This is a genomic window from Streptomyces cellostaticus (assembly GCF_023630175.1).
Lineage (GTDB): Bacteria > Actinomycetota > Actinomycetes > Streptomycetales > Streptomycetaceae > Streptomyces > Streptomyces cellostaticus_A.
The window spans coordinates 14,741-34,261 of record NZ_JALLIN010000021.1; the positions used below are offsets into that span (position 1 = coordinate 14,741).

At 71.3% G+C, this 19,521-nt stretch carries 14 protein-coding genes; 4 read left to right on the top strand and 10 right to left on the bottom strand.

Features of this window, described 5'->3' with window-relative positions; all coding sequences use genetic code 11:
* Positions 1-9: 9 nt before the first annotated feature.
* From MXD57_RS15280 to MXD57_RS31530, 3 genes are all read right to left on the bottom strand, one after another.
* A complete protein-coding gene (locus MXD57_RS15280; protein ID WP_250401972.1) occupies positions 10-1,098 on the bottom strand; it encodes a branched-chain amino acid aminotransferase in 1,089 nt (362 codons plus the stop codon).
* 245 nt (positions 1,099-1,343) lie between these two features.
* Positions 1,344-2,387 (bottom strand): 3-isopropylmalate dehydrogenase, encoded by a 1,044-nt coding sequence (locus MXD57_RS15285; RefSeq protein ID WP_250401973.1) that lies wholly within the window; start codon positions 2,385-2,387, stop codon positions 1,344-1,346.
* 143 nt (positions 2,388-2,530) lie between these two features.
* Positions 2,531-2,662: a hypothetical protein gene (locus MXD57_RS31530; RefSeq protein ID WP_284505606.1), complete on the bottom strand. Its 132-nt coding sequence runs from the start codon at positions 2,660-2,662 to the stop codon at positions 2,531-2,533.
* Positions 2,663-3,008: 346 nt separating this feature from the next.
* On the opposite strand from MXD57_RS31530, the gene MXD57_RS15290 reads away from it, so the two are divergent.
* Positions 3,009-3,617: an SMI1/KNR4 family protein gene (locus MXD57_RS15290; RefSeq protein WP_250401974.1), complete on the top strand. Its 609-nt coding sequence runs from the start codon at positions 3,009-3,011 to the stop codon at positions 3,615-3,617.
* 67 nt (positions 3,618-3,684) lie between these two features.
* Here MXD57_RS15290 and MXD57_RS15295 read toward each other — a convergent pair whose 3' ends face one another.
* Complete coding sequence (locus MXD57_RS15295) at positions 3,685-8,208, bottom strand: golvesin C-terminal-like domain-containing protein (RefSeq protein ID WP_250401975.1); 4,524 nt, start codon at positions 8,206-8,208, stop codon at positions 3,685-3,687.
* Positions 8,209-8,416: 208 nt separating this feature from the next.
* Positions 8,417-8,959 carry a GNAT family N-acetyltransferase gene (locus tag MXD57_RS15300; RefSeq protein ID WP_250401976.1) on the bottom strand — a complete coding sequence of 181 codons (543 nt, stop codon included), beginning with the start codon at positions 8,957-8,959 and terminating at the stop codon, positions 8,417-8,419.
* A 71-nt stretch (positions 8,960-9,030) separates the two neighbouring features.
* Here MXD57_RS15300 and MXD57_RS15305 point away from each other — a divergent pair, with 71 nt between their 5' ends.
* Positions 9,031-9,909: an alpha/beta fold hydrolase gene (locus MXD57_RS15305; RefSeq protein ID WP_250401977.1), complete on the top strand. Its 879-nt coding sequence runs from the start codon at positions 9,031-9,033 to the stop codon at positions 9,907-9,909.
* A gap of 217 nt (positions 9,910-10,126) precedes the next feature.
* On the opposite strand, the gene pruA is transcribed toward MXD57_RS15305, so the two are convergent.
* Entirely contained in the window at positions 10,127-11,758 is a 1,632-nt protein-coding gene (pruA, locus tag MXD57_RS15310; protein WP_250401978.1) for an L-glutamate gamma-semialdehyde dehydrogenase, read from the bottom strand.
* 39 nt (positions 11,759-11,797) lie between these two features.
* A complete protein-coding gene (locus MXD57_RS15315) occupies positions 11,798-12,724 on the bottom strand; it encodes a proline dehydrogenase family protein (RefSeq protein ID WP_250401979.1) in 927 nt (308 codons plus the stop codon).
* A gap of 163 nt (positions 12,725-12,887) precedes the next feature.
* Here MXD57_RS15315 and MXD57_RS15320 point away from each other — a divergent pair, with 163 nt between their 5' ends.
* A complete protein-coding gene (locus MXD57_RS15320) occupies positions 12,888-14,105 on the top strand; it encodes a PucR family transcriptional regulator (protein WP_250401980.1) in 1,218 nt (405 codons plus the stop codon).
* 43 nt (positions 14,106-14,148) lie between these two features.
* Here the strand turns inward: MXD57_RS15320 and MXD57_RS15325 are convergent, their stop codons facing one another.
* Positions 14,149-14,730 (bottom strand): TetR/AcrR family transcriptional regulator, encoded by a 582-nt coding sequence (locus MXD57_RS15325; RefSeq protein ID WP_250401981.1) that lies wholly within the window; start codon positions 14,728-14,730, stop codon positions 14,149-14,151.
* 98 nt (positions 14,731-14,828) lie between these two features.
* Between MXD57_RS15325 and MXD57_RS15330 the strand changes: the two genes are divergently transcribed.
* Positions 14,829-16,376, top strand: coding sequence for an MFS transporter (locus MXD57_RS15330; RefSeq protein WP_250401982.1), 1,548 nt, complete (start codon positions 14,829-14,831; stop codon positions 16,374-16,376).
* 71 nt (positions 16,377-16,447) lie between these two features.
* On the opposite strand, the gene serA is transcribed toward MXD57_RS15330, so the two are convergent.
* Together serA and ilvC are read right to left on the bottom strand one after the other, a co-directional pair.
* Positions 16,448-18,037: a phosphoglycerate dehydrogenase gene (gene serA / locus MXD57_RS15335; RefSeq protein WP_250401983.1), complete on the bottom strand. Its 1,590-nt coding sequence runs from the start codon at positions 18,035-18,037 to the stop codon at positions 16,448-16,450.
* A gap of 389 nt (positions 18,038-18,426) precedes the next feature.
* Positions 18,427-19,425 carry a ketol-acid reductoisomerase gene (gene ilvC / locus MXD57_RS15340; RefSeq protein ID WP_250401984.1) on the bottom strand — a complete coding sequence of 333 codons (999 nt, stop codon included), beginning with the start codon at positions 19,423-19,425 and terminating at the stop codon, positions 18,427-18,429.
* Positions 19,426-19,521 lie beyond the last annotated feature (96 nt).

Here is a 19,521-nt window from a genome sequence, read left to right on the forward strand (position 1 = left end):
GGGAAGGCGTCAGCCCAGCCGGTGCATCCAGCCGTGCTGGTCCGCGGCCTTGCCGCGCTGGATGTCGAGGAGGGCCTGGCGCAGGCGGACGGTGACCTCGCCGGGCTCGCCGCCGCTCTGCTGCCACTGCGCACCGGCGCGCTTGACGGTGCCGACCGGGGTGATCACGGCCGCGGTGCCGCAGGCGAAGACCTCGGTGAGGGTGCCGTTCTCGGAGTCGCGCTGCCACTGCTCCACCGAGACCCGGCCCTCCTCGGACCGGTAGCCGAGGTCGCGGGCGACGGCGAGCAGGGAGTCCCGGGTGACGCCCTCCAGGATCGAGCCGGTCAGGGTGGGCGTGACGATCTTGTCGCCGTACACGAAGTACAGGTTCATGCCGCCCAGTTCCTCGACCCACTTGTGGTCCACGGCGTCGAGGTAGCAGACCTGGTCGCAGCCCTTGGCGGCGGCCTCCGCCTGGGCGAGCAGGGACGCGGCGTAGTTGCCGCCGGTCTTGGCGTCGCCCATGCCGCCGGGGACGGCGCGGACCCGGTCCTCGGAGACCCAGATCGACACCGGCCGGATCCCGCCCGGGAAGTACGCGCCGGCCGGGGAGGCGATCACGATGAACAGGTACTCGTTGGCGGGCTTGACGCCCAGGCCGACCTCGGTGGCGATCATGAACGGGCGCAGGTAGAGGGACTCCTCGCCGCCGTGCGCGGGCACCCAGTCCCTGTCCTGCTGGACCAGGACGTCGCAGGCCTCGACGAACGTCTCGACCGGCAGCTCCGGCATGGCGAGACGGCGTGCGGAGCGCTGGAAGCGCTTGGCGTTCTGGTCCGGGCGGAAGGTGGCGACCGAGCCGTCGGGCTGGCGGTAGGCCTTCAGGCCCTCGAAGATCTCCTGGGCGTAGTGCAGGACGTTGGTGGCCGGGTCGAGGGGGATCGGCGCGTACGGAACGAGCTGGCCGTCGTGCCAGCCGCGCCCCTCGGTCCACTTGATCGTCACCATGTGGTCGGTGAAGTGGCGGCCGAATCCGGGGCTGGCCAGGATCGCCTCGCGCTCCGCGGCGGCGAGCGGGTGGGCGGAGGGCTTGAGCTCGATCGTGGGCGTCGTCATGAGTGCTTGTCCTTCACCGGTGAGTAGTGACCGGGCCGCGCTCATGCCCCCGACCGGCCGGCGGCCGGTGCTGGGACGTCCGAGCTTTCCCTCATGTCGCGGCTCCGCGTTCGATTATCGCGCGCGGGCCACGCCGGACGGAAACAGGGTGAAGCGGCCCAGTGGTTGATGGTGGCACCCGGCGGGCGACAAGAACAGCCGCCGGGTGCGTGTGCGACCCGACGGCTTGTGCGCGGCGCGGCGGGTCAGCCGGCTACGCGTACGGCGAGGGCGTCGCCGATCTCGGAGGTGCTGCGGGCTGGCCGGCCCACCCGCTCGGTGAGGTCGGCGGCGACCGCGGCGTCGATGCGGTCGGCCTCGGCGTCGTGGCCGAGGTGGCGCAGCAGCAGCGCGACGGACAGCACCGTCGCGGTGGGGTCGGCCTTGCCCTGGCCCGCGATGTCCGGGGCCGAGCCGTGGACCGGCTCGAACATGGACGGGAACTCGCGGCCGGGGTTGATGTTGCCGGAGGCGGCCACGCCGATGCCCCCGGAGACGGCCGCCGCGAGGTCGGTGATGATGTCGCCGAAGAGGTTGTCGGTGACGATCACGTCGAAGCGGGCGGGGTCGGTGACCAGGTAGATGGTCGCCGCGTCCACGTGGATGTAGTCGGTGGCGACCTCGGGGTACTCCTCGGCCACCCGGTTGAAGACGTTGGTCCACAGGTGGCCGGCGAAGGTCAGGACGTTGTTCTTGTGGACCAGCGTGAGCTTCCTGCGCGGGCGGGCCTGCGCGCGGGCGAAGGCGTCGCGGACCACGCGCTCCACACCGTAGGCGGTGTTGACGGAGACCTCGGTGGCGACCTCGTGCGCGGTGCCCTTGCGAATGGTGCCGCCGTTGCCCGTGTAGGGGCCTTCGGTGCCCTCGCGGACGACCACGAAGTCGATCTCCGGCTGGCCGGCCAGCGGAGTGGAGACGCCGGGCAGCAGCTTCGACGGGCGCAGGTTGACGTGGTGGTCGAAGGCGAAGCGGAGCTTGAGCAGGAAGCCGCGCTCCAGCACGCCGGAGGGGACCGACGGGTCGCCGATGGCGCCGAGCAGGATGGCGTCGTGCCGCTTGAGGGCGTCGAGGTCGGCGTCGGTGAGGGTCTCACCGGTGGCGTGGTAGCGCTTGGCGCCGAAGTCGTACTCCTCGGTCTCCAGCTTCACATCCTGCGGCAGGACGGCGGAGAGGACCTTCAGACCCTCGGCCACGACCTCCTGGCCGATGCCGTCACCGGGGATCACTGCGAGATTGATGCTGCGAGACATGTCGGCACCCTACTCCTCGTCCCAGAGGATGACATGTGCTGTCCGCGATACGGACGGCGTGCGATCCTCGGCGCCCTGCGGGGTGCGGCACGACGAGAGCCGCGCCGCACCCCGGACGGGTCGGCTACGGGACCGGTGCCGGCTCAGTGGCCGGTCTCGCCGCCGTTGTCCCGGCGGTCGAGGGCGCGCTGGAGGGCGGCGGCGGCGTTCTTGCGCTCGGACTCGGTCGAGCGGGACAGGTGGCGGACGCGGCGGCGGACGGTCGTCTCGGCCATGGTGGATCGACTCCTTCGGGAAAACCGGAGTACGGCAGTGGGGTTGCGAGACTCCCCCGCTGCCTAATGGGCGCGGGCGGGGGCCCCAGACGGCGGGGAGCTGTGCCGCAGGGATTGCCTGCACGGGGCCCGGCTCACGGCCGCCATTCGCTGGATCGAGCGAGACGTTCGACTCCTACAAAACTAAGGGAGCCCGCCGCGCCTGTCTGCACAATTACTCGGACTTCCTACTATCTGAGACGGCGGATCCCGCCACACGGCCGCGACCTGCGCTTTGTCCGTGTACGGTCGGCACGAGCCTTCGCTCGAACGACACGAACGTCTGCCACCGCTGGGAGAGGGTCGAATGAATCAGTCCGCGCGCGAGGAGGCCTTCCGGCTCGAAGACCTGTGGCCCAGGTTCGAGGGGTGGCTCGCCCGGAACACCCCGGAGGACGAGGCGGCGCTCCGTCCCGGCGCGTCCGCCGCGGAACTGGCCGGGCTGGAGGCCGAGATCGGGTTCCCGCTCGACGACGGCCTGAGGGCTCTGCTGGCCCGGCACAACGGTGTCGTCCCGCGCCGGTCGAGCACGCAGGCCGGGGCCTTCCTCCTCGGACACGGCCTGCTCGGCACCGACGGGATCGCGGAGTGGCGGCGCAATCTCGCCGACATGGCGTCGGAGGCGGTGGAGGAGGGCTACGAGGACGAGGTCGTGGGGCGGACCGCGCACGAGCGGTGGGTGCCCTTCGCCCAGAGTCTCACCGGCGACCTGCTCTTCGTGGACCACCGCGACGACCACCACGGCGAGATAGGGGAGATCTCGTTCGGCGATCCCGAGTACCGGTGGCTGTGGCCGGGCCTGGGGCTGATGCTGCACGACCTGTGCGAGTCACTGGAGGGCATGACTCCGCTGCCGACGGCGGGCCGCAGGCCCTGCGTCCACGAGGGACGCATGCTCGAGTGGGTCGCCGCCTGAGCACGCCGGGAGACGGAACCGGCCCGCCGGGTACGTGACCCGGCGGGCCGGCTCACCGGCACGTCCTCTAGCTGATGTTGCAGACGGACTTGATGTCGCAGTACTCGAAGCCGGTCTGGACGTAGTACGCGTCGTTGTCCAGGAGCCTGATCTCGGAGGTGAAGCGTCCCAGGTCGCCTCCGGCATCGGTGTTCTGCTTCGCCGGAACCGCGGCCCGGCCGCAGATCTCGTTCCAGCTCGGGTACGGGTAGTTGTTGTCGAGCTCCAGCATCCAGGTGCCGTCGGCCTGCTTGTCCGCGTACATCTGGACGCAGTACTTGCCGGAGCTGAGCGTCTGCCCGCCGCTCTCACGCGACTTCGCGAAGGGATACTCGTCGCAGCTCGTCCCGTCCGCGGCCGGGTTGGGGTTCCATTCCGCCACGGCCAGCATGCACATCTTGTCCCGGTTCTCCTTGGCCTTCGTCTCGTCGGCCAGGCGGTGCAGCGGCTTGTCGTACTTCTCGCTGCCCGGGTGGGACGCCAGCTTCTCCATCAGCACCCAGTAGTACGAGGCGGCGGCCGGGTACTTCTTGGTGTTCAGCGGCAGCGTCGGGGTGTACTTCGGGAAGACGCAGCCCGTGTTGCCGCCCACCTTGTTGTCGCACCGGACGTCGAACCCGTTGTTGCTCCACTTCGGGACCGCCTGGACCGCGGCGTCCGGGGTGGACCAGCTCGTCTGCCAGGTGAAGTCGAGCAGGGCTTGGCCCCCGCTGACCTTGTTCCACGAGAAGGTGTTGGTGCGGGTGGCCGTGTGCGGGTCCCCCGCGGTCCAGGTGGTGCCGCCGGTCCAGGCGCCGTAGCTCTCCGAGCAGGCGGTGGTCGACCAGCACTCCTCGTCGTACGAGGTCATCGTGGTGGAGCTGATGCCGGTCATGTTGACCAGGGAGACCTCGGTCCACGTGGTGAACTGGTTCGACTTCGGGTCGAGGTTGATCTCCTGGATGACCTTGACGGTCGCGTTGCCGACAGGGGCGCCGTCACGGGTCGCGGTGAGCACCAGGAGCCCGCGCATGCAGCCCTGCGTCCTCGTCTGCATGGCGGCGCCGTTGATGTTCTTGCACCATCCCACCGGACCCGTGGCGGCCGCCGCGGCGACCGCGGACGGCGCCGTGCTCCCACCGGTCCCGGCGCTCTTCCCCTCCTTCTTCGTCAGCGGCTTGTACGTGGCGCACATGGTGACGCCGTCGCGGCCGGTCGAGCACGACTCCCCGCCCGAGGCGCCGCTGAGCGCACGGGACATGAACGAGGTCGTGGTGCTGACCTCCTTGGCGTCCTGGGCGGCCACGAAGTCGACGTCGGGGGCGTTCGGATCCGCCTCGGGGAAGGTGATGGCGTTCAGGCCGTCGTGGTCGCCGGGCACGAACGCGAGGGCGTCGAAGGCGATGTCCTTGGTGCCGTCGCCGCCGTTGAAGTTGTCCAGGCTCACCTGCGGCGTCGTGTCGGTGAACCGGTACGAGCCCAGCGAGACCCACTTGTTGGACTGGTTGGACGCCTGCGAGATCTGCTTGGTGACGGTGCCGAAGGCCGTCTGGATCCGGTAGTTGGCGGCCCCGGTCTGGGCCCCGTGGTCCGGGACGTGGGCGAACACCTCGGCCTGGCCGCCGTATTCGGTGATCTTCCGGCCGAGCTTCCAGGTCCCGGTCACCTTCATCCGGTCACCCGGCGGCGGGTAGGACTCCGGGCTGCGGGTGTGGGTGAACCAGAAGTGGTTGCCGTAGCCGGCGCCGATCTGATGGGTGTCGATCTTGCCTGGGTAGGTGGTGATGGTCTGCCCGGTCTCGGAGTCGACGATGTCGGAGGGCTGGTAGGTCAGGGTGAAGGTGCCGTCCGACTTCGCCGGTCCGCAGCCCCGTGAGTTCGATCCGGCGGGCGTCGTGCCGTCGGGGATGTCGTCGACGATCAGCGCGTTGGACGGCAGGCCCGAGGAGCAGCGCGGCGGGTAGGAGCCCGCGTCGGCCTGTTCGGGGTAGCCGGTGTTGAAGCGGTGCACCTGGTGACCGCACTCGGCCAGCTTGTCGCAGTCCTTCCACTGGGCGGACTTGTCCCACCAGCAGTGCAGCCAGTGCGGGTTGGTGTCGCTGTCGCCCGAGTCCAGCGCGCAGGCGCCCTGACCGGGGTCGTTGGAGTCGTCGTCGCCGATCCTGGACGGGTCGCAGTCGTTGGACGCGTCGCAGAACAGGTCGATCGGCGGCTTGACCGAGCTGCGCTCGTCGACGCTGTTCCACCAGGCGGCGAGGTAGCCGGGACGGAAGTCACCCGGGGCGAACATCGCGGAGATGGGGCGTGCGGCCCAGCCGAGCACCTTCTCCTCGTAGGGCCAGTCCTGCGGGTGCGCGGCGTGGCTGTAGTCGTCCTTGGACGGGTCCACGGCGTTCTGCAGGAACGGCACGCGGTTGGCCTTCCACAGCGGGTTGGCCGGGTTGTTGGTCCAGCCCAGGCCCTGGTGGCCGGCGGAGTCCGGGGTGTTGTAGAAGCCGGAGTTGTAGGCCCACAGGGCGAAGAACCAGTTCTCGATCCACTGCGGGTTGCCGTTGTTGATCTTCATCCCCGCGTAGTACGTGTCGTTCCACTTGTGGGAGAGGATCTGCACGCCGTAGGCGATGTTGGCGGTGTAGTCCAGGGCGACGGCCTCCTGCGTGGCCGGCGGCAGCGCGGTCTCGCCCGGCTTCGTCCTGCCCGCGAGGCGCATGCCGTCGGTGGCCTGGGTGATCCCGTAGCCGCAGTCGGCCTCGGAGAAGTTGATCCGCCAGGGGTCGGCCTGGGTGCCGTCGGAGGTGTACTGGGTGCCGTAGTAGTTGCCGATGAGGCTGTTGGCGGTCACCCCGGGGACGGCGAAGCGGGTGGCCTGCCACATGTTGGACTCCTGCGCGGTGACGCCGAGCATCACCTGCGAGGGGATGTGCCACCGGTCGGTGACGTCCGGGTCCTCGTTGTCGAGGGTGCCGTTGGGGTCGCCGGCGAGCACCACCGGCGGGAACAGCCCGCCAGGGCTGTAGGAGTCCATGCCGGTGTTCTTCCAGTCGGCCGGCCGGTTCAGGCGCAGCTCGCCGACGACGGCCTGGTCCACGGCCCACTCCACCTGGCGCGGGGTGGGCTGGAACGCCTGCTTGCGCACGTCGTTGCGGGCGACGGCGCAGTAGCGCTCGTCGGTGCCCTCGCTCGGGCCGGTCGGCGACGCCGACAGCGGCCGGCCGCGCATCAGTTGGGCGGAGGCACCACCCTTGTCGGCGCCTTTGGCGGAACCACCGCCGGCGGTCTCCCGGGCGGCCCCGCCGGCGGACCGCCTGCCGGTCGGGACGCCGAGCGCCGGGGACGGCACGACACCGGTCGCGGCGTTCCTCCCCTTGGCCTCGGGGGTGGCGTCCAGGGTGACGGAAGCACCGGTGGCCAGCACCCGCAGGCTGGTGCGGGCGGCCCGTGCGGCGCCGGCCTCGTCCGGGGTGATCAGGCTGGTCCTGCCGTCCGCCCAGGTGGTGGTGACGGCGGCGTGTCCGAGGCTGGACAGGCGGGCGCCCTTGGGCAGCCGGCCGGGGTTGGCGACCGTGCGGGGCAGGGTGCCCTTGCTGGTGGCCCGGCCGGTGATGAACACCCTGCCCGCCGCAGTGCCGGTCAGGTCCCACTCGGTGAGCTTCCCGGCGGCCAGGGTGGTGGGGGTGGTCCGCCCACCACCGCGGACCTTCGCCGGAGCGAGGTGCTGGGCCCGGCTGGTCGTCTTCCCGGCGGCCTTCTTGTCGGCGTCGCGGTCGATGAAGGTGATGCCGCCGTCGGCGTCGGCGGTGATCTGGAACGGGGTGTGGCGGGTCCGTGCCAGTTCCTTCTCGGTTCCGCCGTCGATGCGGACCAGCCGGTTGCCGTGGGCGGCGACGATGCCGTCCTCGGTGGGAACGGCGGAAGTGACCTCGCCGGGGCGCCGGATCGGCTTGCGCCGCTTGCCGTTGCGGGTGTCGACGGATATCAGCCGGGTGGCCTGAACCTTGTCTCCCTCGTAGGAGAGCTGGGTGAACACGGCGCGCTCGCCGTTGCCGCAGCCGGGGCTGAAGTAGGCCAGCGAGGAGGTGAACGGCAGTTTGGTGACCTTGCCGGAGGCGAGGTCGACGACGGCGGTGAACGCGCCGCGTGCCATCAGCTCCGGCCGGTTGGTGAACGTGCGCGGGGCGTAGGAGACGGCCGCGTACCTGCCGGAGGCGGCCAGGCAGGCGTTGCCGATCCAACCGTCCGCGTCGAAGCCGTCCTCCCGCAGGGTGGCGGCCGTGTGCCAGCCGTACCCGGCGGCCTCGTCGGCGACCAGCAGATGGAAGCCGGTGGCGTCGCCGCTGGTGGTGAACGCGGTGTCCTTGGACGCCCGGTAGTCGGAACCCAGGGTGCGGGCGCGGTCCTTGGCCGGGATGGCGGACGGTTCGGGCGTCACCTCGCCCGGTGCGCTCCGCCACCCCTGCACCGCTCCCGCGGGAGGTGCGGGGTCGGACGCCTGGGCGGGCACGGCGAGGGGCAGGGCGATCGCGGCCGCGGCCGCCGCCGCCGTCACCCCGAATGATCGCTTTCTGTGTCTCACAGATCCTTCTCGGTTGCGGGGGTTCGACCGGACACGACCGGGCCGGGCGCGGCGGCGCGCGCGAGGGAGTCCCCGCGCCGGGTGCGGCGCGGGGATGCGGCCCACAGACGTCACCTCATGACCAGGTCATGCCAAATCAGATGGGCGTTCGAACCCTATCCCGGGCGGGCTGGACGGGGCATCGGGATTTCCGGTCACCGACACGGCGTCAGAGCACGTCCCCGTCACGCCAGTCGAAGACCAGCTCGTGCCGCGGGTCGAGCGGCCGTCCGGACCGGACGGGCCGGACGTGGACGCTCCCCTCCTCCTCCGGCAAGCGGACGATCCCGGACGGCGAGAGGGCGCACACGCGCCCGCCCCACCGCTGCCAGCCGCGGGCCGCGTACAGCGGGGCGCCGTCCTCGCTCGCACAGAGCGCGCCGAGGACGTGGGCCCGGTCGACGATGCGCTCGAGGGCCCCCATCACCTGCCCGCCCAGCCCCGTCCGGCGCACGTCGGCCCGCACGGCGACGGCCTCGACGTAGCCAGTGCGCAGCCAGCGCCCCTGGTGCCGCGTGCGGCGCGTCACCACCGAGCCGTGCGCGGCCGGCCCGGCACGGTCAAGGACGAGAGCGTGCATGCCGCCGAGCGCGTGGTCCCAGTCCTCGTCACCGAAGTCACCGTCGAAGGCCTCGTCCAGCAGGGCCCTGACGGACCGGAGTTCGGCCGGCGCCAGGGCCGACGTGTGGGCGATGCGCAGCGGGAGCGTCATGGGCCCAGTGTATCCATCTAACTCTTAAAAACTTCTTGACTGGTTAGATATGCGCGTGCTGGACTGCCCCCATGTCCACTCACCAGGTTCACCACCGCACCGTCACCGTCCGCGGACTCGAGGTGTACTACCGCGAGGCGGGCCCCTCCGACGCCCCGGTGCTGCTGCTCCTGCACGGCTTCCCGAGCAGCTCGCACATGTTCCGCGACCTGATCCCGCTGCTCGCCGACCGGTACCGGGTCATCGCCCCCGACCACGTCGGCTTCGGCCGGTCGGCGGCACCCGATCCGGCGGATTTCTCGTACACCTTCGCCGAACTCGCCGCCGTCACGGACGAGTTCACCCAGCTCCTGGGACTGGAGCGGTACGCCCTCTACCTCCATGACTACGGCGCCCCGATCGGCCTGCGCCTGGCCCTCGCCCACCCCGACCGGGTGACGGCGATCGTCACGCAGAACGGCAACGCCTACGAGGAGGGCCTCGGCGAGGAGGCCTGGGCGCCCGTGCTGGCCCTCATCGGGAAGCGGACGCCGGAGACGGAGGCGCCGGTGCGGGAGATCTGCGCCCCCGACGGCATCAGGTGGCAGTACCTGCACGGCGTCCCGGACCCCTCGCTGGTCAGCCCGGACGCCTACGAGCACGACCTGGCGCTGCTGGCCCGACCCGGCCAGCCGGAGATCCAGCTCGACCTGTTCTCCGACTACGGCGCCAACCTCGCGCTCTACCCGGCCTTCCACGAGTACTTCCGCACGAGCCGGGTCCCGCTGCTCGCGGTCTGGGGCGGACACGACGAGATCTTCGTACCGGCCGGTGCGCTCGCCTACCAGCGGGACCTGCCGGAGGCCGAGGTGCATCTGCTGCCCACCGGGCACTTCGCCCTGGAGACACACGTCGACGGGATCGCCGCGCTCATGCGGGACTTCCTCGGCCGCCGCCTGCCCACCGGCTGAGCGGTTCGCGGATCCCCCCACCCGCCGGCGGGCGAGGCGTTCGGGGGCGGTCGGCGCGCGGGCGAGGAAGCTCTCCTTCGCCGCGCCCGCAGCCGTACCCCGTCGCCCGTCGCCCGTCGCCCCGTCACGAACGCGTGGCGGCGGGAGCGGAACTGGCAACGGGCCGGGAAGCCCGCTCGCGGCAGGCTTCCCGGCCCGTGTTCACGGGATGGGCGGATCAGCCCATGTGCGGGTAGGAGTAGTCGGTCGGCGGGACCAGGGTCTCCTTGATGGCGCGGGTCAGGGTCCAGCGCATCAGGTTCTGCGGGGCGCCCGCCTTGTCGTTGGTACCGGAGGCGCGGCCGCCGCCGAAGGGCTGCTGGCCGACCACGGCACCGGTCGACTTGTCGTTGATGTAGAAGTTGCCCGCCGCGAAGCGGAGCTTCTCCATCGTGTGGGCCGCCGCGGCACGGTCGCCCGCGACGACCGACCCGGTGAGGGCGTAGTCGGAGACCGACTCCATCTGGGTCAGCATCTCGTCGTACCGGTCGTCCTCGTAGACGTGCACGGCGAGGAACGGGCCGAAGTACTCGGTGGTGAAGACCTCGTTCTCCGGGTCGGTGCACTCCACGACGGTCGGGCGGACGAAGTAGCCGACCGAGTCGTCGTAGGTGCCGCCCGCGACGACGGTGCAGGTCGCGTCCGCCTTGGCGCGGTCGATGGCGGCCTTGTTCTTGGCGAAGGAGCGCTCGTCGATGACGGCGCCGATGAAGTTCGACAGGTCGGTGACGTCACCCATGGCCAGGTTGTCGACCTCGGCCGCGAACTCCTCCTTGAAGCCGGAGTTCCAGATGGATGCCGGGATGTAGGCGCGGGAGGTGGCCGAGCACTTCTGGCCCTGGTACTCGAAGGCACCGCGGGTCAGGGCGGTCTTCAGGATCGCGCGGTCGGCGCTCGGGTGGGCGACCACGAAGTCCTTGCCGCCGGTCTCGCCGACCAGCCGCGGGTAGGAGCGGTACTTCTCGATGTTGCTGCCGACCGTCTTCCACAGGTACTGGAAGGTTTTGGTCGAACCGGTGAAGTGGATGCCCGCGAGGTCCCGGTGCTCCAGGGCGACCTTGGAGACCTCGACGCCGTCACCGGTGACGAGGTTGATGACGCCCTTGGGCAGACCGGCCTCCTCCAGGAGCCGCATGAGCAGCACGGCGGCGTGGGTCTGCGTCGGGGAGGGCTTCCAGACCACGACGTTGCCCATGAGCGCGGGGGCGGTGGGCAGGTTCGCGGCGATCGCGCTGAAGTTGAACGGCGTGATCGCGTAGACGAAGCCCTCCAGCGGGCGGTGGTCCATGCGGTTCCAGACGCCCGGGGAGTTCGCCGGGGGCTGCTCGGCGAGGATCTGGCGGGCGTAGTGGACGTTGAAGCGCCAGAAGTCGACCAGCTCGCAGGGGCTGTCGATCTCGGCCTGCTGGGCAGTCTTGGACTGGCCGAGCATGGTGGAGGCGGCGATGGTCTCGCGCCAGGGGCCGGACAGCAGCTCGGCGGCGCGCAGGATGATCGCGGCGCGGTCGTCGAAGGACATGGCGCGCCAGGCCGGCGCGGCGGCCAGGGCCGCGTCGACGGCGTCCCGGGCGTCCTGCTGGGTGGCGTGCCGGCCGGTTCCGATGACGGCCTTGTGGTTGTGCGGCTGGACGACCTGGAAGGGCTCACCGCCGCCGAGGCGCTTCTCGCCGCCGATGGTCATCGGCAGTTCGATCGGGTTCTCGGCCAGCTCCTTGAGCTTGGCCTCCAGGCGCGAGCGCTCGGGCGAGCCGGGGGCGTAGCCGTGCACCGGCTCGTTGACCGGGGTGGGGACCTGGGTCACAGCGTCCATAGGATCCTTGACTCCTTGTACGTGAGCGGGTGTTCGGGCTCAGCCCTTGCTGACCATGCTGCGCAGGAAGAAGCGCAGGTTCGCCGGCTTCTCCGCGAGACGGCGCATGAAGTAGCCGTACCAGTCGGTGCCGTAGGCGGTGTAGACGCGCATGCGGTGGCCCTCGGCGGCCAGCCGCAGGTGCTCGTCGCCGCGGATGCCGTACAGCATCTGGAACTCGTACTCGTCCAGCTTGCGGCCGGCCTGGTGGGCCAGCTCCTGGGCTATGGAGATCAGGCGCGGGTCGTGGGACCCGATCATCGGGTACCCCTCGCCCTCCATCAGCGTCCTCAGGACGCGGACGTACGCCTTGTCGATCTCGTGCTTCTGCTGGTACGCGACCTCGGCGGGCTCCTTGTAGGCGCCCTTCACCAGGCGCACCCGGCTGCCGGCCGCCGCGAGGCGGCGGGCGTCGGCCTCCGTGCGGAACAGGTAGGCCTGGATGACGCAGCCGGTCTGCGGGAAGTCCTTGCGCAGTTCCTCGTGGATGGCGAACATCGAGTCCAGCGTGGTGTGGTCCTCGGCGTCGAGCGTGACCGTGGTGCCGATGGCGGCGGCGGCCTCGACGACCGGGCGGACGTTGGCGAGGGCCAGTTCGTGGCCGCCGTCCAGCGCCTGGCCGAACATCGAGAGCTTGACGGACATCTCGACCTTCTCGCCCAGCTCCAGCTCCTCGAGCCGGCCGATCAGTTCGAGGTAGGCGTCCCGGGCGGCGGAGGCCTGCTCGGGGGTGGTGATGTCCTCGCCGACGACGTCCATCGTCAGCTCCAGGCCCCTGGACGTCAGGTCCGCGATGATCGGGACGACGTCGGTCACGGTCTCACCGGGGATGAAGCGGTCCACGACCTGTCTGGTCACCGGGGCCGCCGAGATCAGGCGTCGCATCCGGTCGCTGCGCGACGCGGCGAGAATCACGGGACCCAGCACGGGGCACCTCCACTACAAAAGCACCGAAGTCGGGCCGGCCCGACGTTCGGGTACGGCACGGAGAACCACCGTGAAAACTATGGATTTCTCCGATCCTCTGCCATCGACAGCTGTCACGCATCCGCGACCGCGATCTCAGACAGATGTATGAAGGAGCGCGGAAATGCGGGAGAATACGGGGGTGACGTCGGAGTACAAGGCTGACTACCAGGAGCTGGTGGACGAGGTCTCGGAGCTGCTGGGCGTCCCGGCGACCCTGGAAAACCGGGACTTCGAGCTGATCGCCTTCGGGGCGTACGACAGCGAGGGCGACCTGGACCCGTCGGCCCTGGACCCGGTGCGCACCCGCTCGATCCTGACCCGTCGCTCCACCGCGACGGTGCGGGAGTGGTTCGAGGGCTTCGGCATCACCCGCGCGACCGGACCGGTGCGGATCCCGCCGACCCCGGAGGCCGGCGTCTACCGGGGACGCATCTGCCTGCCGGTGCGCCACCGGGGCGTGGTTCTCGGCTACGTCTGGCTGCTGGACGACGACCCGGGCCCGACGGAGGCGCAACTGGGCGCCGCCATGCAGGTGACGGGCCGGATCGGCGCGCTGCTCGCGGACGAGCAGCGGGCCGGGGCGGGACTGGGCCGGGAGCTGCGGGCCGCGCTGACCGCGGAACGCGGCTGGCAGCAGGACATGGCGGTGGCCGAACTGCGCACCGCCCTCGGAACGCGCGCGGACGGCCCGCACACACTGGTCTGCGTCGCCCCCTGGCCGTCGGCCGACCCGGACGACGCGCCGTCCGTCCGCACCGTCCCGCACGCCACGGCGTTGTGCACGGTCCCGTGGGGAGCCACCGAGCAGAGCCTGGCGGTGCTGGTGCGGCTCCGCTCGGCGGACGTGGCGGCACCGGCCCTGACCGCGGCGTCACGGGTACTGAAGGAGTCGACGGGGACACCCGGCGCGCGCCCGCCCGGGGAGGCGGCCGCCGCCGGGGTCGGTGAACCCCGTACCGGGCTCGCCGAGCTGGGTGAGGTGTGGCAGGAGGCGGCCGCGGCGGCACGCGCGGCACTGGCCGAGCCGCGCTTCGGGCCGGTCGCCGAGTGGGGGCGCGTCGGGCCCTACCGGCTGCTGACCGCGCTGCCGCCGCGGATCACCCACGACCCCGCGGTCGGGCCGCTGCTGGCCCCGGCCCACCGGGAGCTGGCCCGCACCGCCGAGGTCTACCTCGACTGCGCGGGACAGGCCGGCCGCACGGCGGCCGAGCTGGGCGTCCACCGGCAGACCCTCTACTACCGCCTCTCCCGCGTCGAGCGGCTGACCGGCCTCGACCTGGACGACGGCGAGGACCGGCTGCTGCTGCACATGGCGCTGAAGCGGGCGCGACTGGGCTGACCGGCCGACCCGCGCGGCCCGGCCGTGCGGCCGGGCCGGGGGCTCAGCCGCCCGCCGCCTCGACGACCAGGCGCAGCCCCTCGGCCAGCGCGTCCCCGTCGGGGGCGGTCTTCGGATCGAAGGTCCACTGGGCGATGAGACCGGTCATGAGGGTCAGGTAGAACCTGCCGAGGGTGTCCGCGGTCTCGTCCGTGACGTCCTCCTCCCGGCCGCCCATGAGCATCGGGACCAGGCCCCGGCCGGCCTCCCGCTGGGCGAGCGCCAGATGGTCGCGGACCTCGGGAAGCTGGTCGCCCATGACCACGATCTCCATGCTCAGACGCCACAGCGAGCCGGGGTCGCGCATGGTGTCGACGATGTTCGACCACACCCACCGGAAGCGCTCCAGGGAGCCGGGCGCGCCCTCCGGTTCCACCGCACCCCCTCCGTCGAACGCGTCGGACAGGCCCTCCAGCAGCGCCACGTACGCCTTGGCCAGCAGGGCGTCCTTCGATCCGTAGTGGTAGCCGATCGAGGCCAGGTTGGTCCCCGAGGCCTTGACGATGTCGCGCGCCGTGGTGCGCGCGAAGCCCTTCTCCAGCAGGCAGCGCTTGGCGCCTTCCAGCAGATCCTCACGGTGTCCCATGCGGGCCAGCCTAGCGCCGGATCCATACGAGCGTCCTAGACGCATGACTTATACAGTTGTCCTAGACAAGCGTTTATGACGTCCGTACAGTCGCCGTCATGACGAACCCGACGCGCAACGACTGCGCCGGCGGCCGCGCCGGCCGCCGCGAATGGACCGCGCTCTGCGTGCTGATGCTTCCGCTGCTGCTGGTCTCGATGGACGTCTCGGTGCTGTACTTCGCCATCCCGGCGATCAGCGCGGACCTGGAGCCGACCGGCACCCAGCAGCTCTGGATCTTCGACGTCTACGCCTTCGTCCTGGCCGGCCTGCTGATGACGATGGGCTCCCTGGGCGACCGCATCGGCCGGCGCCGGCTGCTGCTGGTCGGCGCCGCCGCCTTCGGTGCCGCGTCCCTGGTGGCGGCCTACGCCGACAGCGCCGGGACCCTCATCGCGGCCCGCGCCGCGCTCGGCGTCGGCGGCGCGACCCTGATGCCGTCGACCATGGCGCTGGTCCGCACGATGTTCACCGACCCCGCGGAGCGGGCGCGGGCGATCGGCGTCTGGTCGGGCGTCATGACCGGCGGCATCGCGCTCGGCTCGGTGCTCAGCGGTGTACTCGTCCAGTACTTCTGGTGGGGCTCGGTCTTCCTGGTCAACCTGCCCGCGATGGCGCTGCTGCTGCTCCTCGGCCCGGTGCTGCTGCCCGAGTCGAGGAACCCGGAGCCCGGCCGCTTCGACCTGCTGAGCGTGCCGCTGTCGATGGCCGCGGTCCTCCCCGTGGTCTACGGCCTCAAGGAGATCCCGTCCGAGGGCTGGCACCCGAGGTACGTCGTCCCGATCATCGTGGGCCTGCTCTTCGCGGCGCTGTTCGTCCACCGGCAGCGCACCGCGGCCTCCCCGATGATCCCGCCTGCCCTCTTCCGCGGCCGCGGCTTCGCCCCCGCCGTCGTCCTGAACCTCGTCGCGGCGCTGGCGATGATGGGCTCGGCCTTCTTCACCACGCAGTACCTGCAGTCGGTGCTGGACAGGAGCGCACTGGAGGCGGCCCTGTGGGCGCTGCTGCCCTCGGTGCCGATCGGCGTCGCGGCCCCGGCCGCGACCGCCCTGGTCCAGCGGGGCGTCGATCGCGCCCATGTGGTCGCCGCCGGCTTCGCCGTGGCGGCGGCCGGCTACGGGATGCTGGCCCTGACCGGCACGGACTCGCTCCGGCTCGTCCTCGCCGCCTGCGGCGTGCTGGCGTCCGGCATCGTCATGGTGATGTCCCAGATGACGGACCTGGCCCTGGGCACGGCCCCGGTGGAGCGGGCCGGCGCGGCCTCCTCACTGCTGGAGACCGGCCAGGAGTTCGGCGGCGCGCTGGGCATGGCGGTCCTCGGCTCCGTCGGCACGGCGCTCTACCGCCACGAGATGCCCGCCTCGGCGCCGGCCGAGGCGCACGAGACCCTGGGCGGCGCGCTCGCGGTCGCGGGACGGCTGCCGGGGCGCACGGGTGACGCCCTGGCGGCCGCGGCCCGGGAGGCGTTCACCACCGGGATGCACGGGGCGGCGATCGCGGGGGCGGCGGTGCTGGCTGTCGCGGCCGTCGCGGCGGCGGTGACGCTGCGCGGCGCCGGGACGCGGCGCGGGACGGCGGCCGCGGCCGAGATGGAGACCGCGGCCTGAGCCGCGACCGGACACGAAGAAGCGCCGGACGGGTCCGTGACCCCTCCGGCGCTTCCCGGTCGCCGGTCCGGTCAGACCAGGTTCACCGAGCGGGCGGAGGTGGCACCGATCTCGTCCGCGACCTCGGCCAGTACCCCGGCGGCCACCGTGTCGTCGACGGTCAGGACGGCCAGTGCCTCGCCGCCCGCGGCCGCGCGGGCGACCTGCATGCCGGCGATGTTGAGGCCGGCCTCGCCGAGGATGCGGCCCACGGTGCCGACGACACCCGGACGGTCCTCGTAGCGCAGGACGACCATGTGGTCGGCGAGGGCGAGGTCGACGTCGTAGTCGCCGACGGCGACGATCTTCTGCAGGTGCTTCGGGCCGGCCAGGGTGCCGGAGACCGACACCTCCTCGCCGCCCGCCAGGGTGCCGCGCACGGTGACCACGTTGCGGTGCTCGGCGGACTCGGAGCTGGTCGTCAGGCGCACCTCGACACCGCGCTCCTGCGCGAAGAGCGGGGCGTTGACGTACGACACCGTCTCGTCGACGACGTCCTCGAAGACGCCCTTGAGCGCGGACAGCTCGAGCACCTTCACGTCGTGCTGGGTGATCTCGCCGTAGACCTCGACGTCGAGGCGGACCGCGACCTCGCCCGCGAGGGCGGTGAAGATGCGGCCGAGGCGCTCGGCGAGCGGCAGACCCGGCTTGACGTCCTCGGCGATGACACCGCCCTGGACGTTCACCGCGTCCGGCACCAGCTCGCCGGCGAGCGCCAGGCGCACCGACCTGGCGACGGCGATGCCGGCCTTCTCCTGGGCCTCGTCCGTGGACGCGCCGAGGTGCGGGGTGCAGACGACCTGGTCCAGCTCGAACAGCGGGGAGTCCGTGCAGGGCTCCTTCGCGTACACGTCGAGGCCGGCGCCGGCCACCCGGCCCTCCTTCAGCGCCGCGTACAGCGCCGCCTCGTCGACGATGCCGCCGCGGGCCGCGTTGACGATGCGCACGCCGGGCTTGACCTTGCGCAGCGCCTCGTCGCCGATCAGGCCCAGGGTCTCCGGGGTCTTCGGCAGGTGGACGGTGATGAAGTCGGAGACCTCGAGCAGCTCGTCGAGGGAGAGCACCTTGACGCCCATCTGCGCGGCCCGCGCGGGCTGCACGTACGGGTCGTAGGCGACGACCCGCATGCCGAAGGCGGACATGCGCTGGGCGACGAGGGCGCCGATGCGGCCCAGGCCCACGACGCCGAGGGTCTTCTCGGCCAGTTCGACGCCGGTGTACTTGCTGCGCTTCCACTCGCCGTTCTTCAGCGCGGCGTTGGCCTGCGGGATGTTGCGGGCGGTGGCGAGGAGCAGGCCGCAGGCCAGCTCGGCGGCCGTCACGATATTGGAGGTCGGGGCGTTGACGACCATCACGCCGGCCTTGGTGGAGGCGGAGACGTCGACGTTGTCGAGGCCGACACCGGCTCGCGCCACGACCTTGAGCTGCTTCGCGGCGGCGACGGCCGCCGCGTCGATCTTGGTGGCGGACCGGATCAGGATCGCGTCGACATCGGCGATGGCGGGGATCAGCTCGGCGCGGTCCGCGCCGTTGCAGTGCCGGATCTCGAAGTCCGGGCCAAGTGCGTCGACGGTGGCGGGCGACAGCTCTTCAGCGATGAGTACGACGGGTTTCGAGCTCACGTGAGTCCTCACAAGTCCAGTGCGGACGGCCGTCCCGACGGCCGCTGGCGGTGGAGGGGAGTGGCACCGGGGAGGTGCGGGGCGTTCCCGCGTCGTTCGGTGCGTGCTCTCGGTGGACCCGACGGAGGCTCTCGTAGCGGAGCTACTGGTGCCTTCGTCCGGTGCGGCGAGAGTGCGTGCCGGGCGGCGCGGGGGCGTGCCCGCGATTCCTCGGTGTCGCTTAGCCGCGGAAGACGCACGACGCTGTGGGCCTGACGCGTATGTTGTGCAGCAGTCTAGTGGCGTGCAGGGGGCCGTCTTGCGCCTCTGCGGAAGGATCACCCGTCCGTGGCTGGACGGGGTGGACAAAGGGGGCCGGAGCAGTCTGCCCCGACCCCCTGACGCGGGGCTTACGCCTCCTCGTTCACCCAGCTCATCAGCTTGCGGAGCTGCTTGCCGGTGGTCTCCAGCAGGTGCTCGGAGTCCTGCTTCTTGTACTCGTCGTACTTCTTCAGACCGCCGTGGTACTCGTCCATCCAGTTCTGGGCGAAGGAGCCGTCCTGGATCTCGGCGAGGACCTGCTTCATCTCGGCCTTGGTGGCGTCGGTGATGATGCGCGGGCCGGTGACGTAGTCGCCCCACTCGGCGGTCTCGGAGATGGACCAGCGCATCTTCTCCAGGCCGCCCTCGTACATGAGGTCCACGATCAGCTTCAGCTCGTGCAGGCACTCGAAGTAGGCGATCTCCGGCTGGTAGCCCGCCTCCGTGAGGGTCTCGAAGCCGGCCTTCACCAGCGCGGCGGTGCCACCGCACAGGACGGCCTGCTCGCCGAACAGGTCGGTCTCGGTCTCCTCGGTGAAGGTCGTCTTGATGACGCCGGCCCGGGTGCCGCCGATGCCCTTGGCGTAGGACAGGGCCAGCGCGAAGGCGTCGCCGGACGCGTCCTGCTCGACGGCGGCGATGCACGGAACGCCGCGGCCCTCCTCGTACTGGCGGCGGACCAGGTGGCCCGGGCCCTTCGGGGCGACCATGCAGACGTCCACGCCGGCCGGGGGCTTGATGAAGCCGAAGCGGATGTTGAAGCCGTGGCCGAAGAACAGCGCGTCGCCGTCCTTCAGGTTCGGGGCGATGGCCTCCTCGTAGACCTGGGCCTGGATCGGGTCCGGGACGAGGATCATGATCACGTCGGCCTCGGCGGCGGCCTCGGCCGGGGTCACCACGCGCAGGCCCTGCTCCTCGGCCTTGGCCTTGGACTTGGAGCCCTCGTGCAGACCGACACGGACGTCGACACCGGAGTCACGCAGCGACAGCGCGTGGGCGTGGCCCTGGCTGCCGTAGCCGATGACCGCGACCTTGCGGCCCTGGATGATGGACAGGTCGGCGTCAGCGTCGTAGAACAGCTCGGCCACTTTGGGTTCTCTCCTTGGTGTGCAGTTTCTGCTCCCACCGTATGCCGGTGAGGGGGAAGGAAGTCTCGGGGTCTCGGCATACGGGCGGACGGTGCG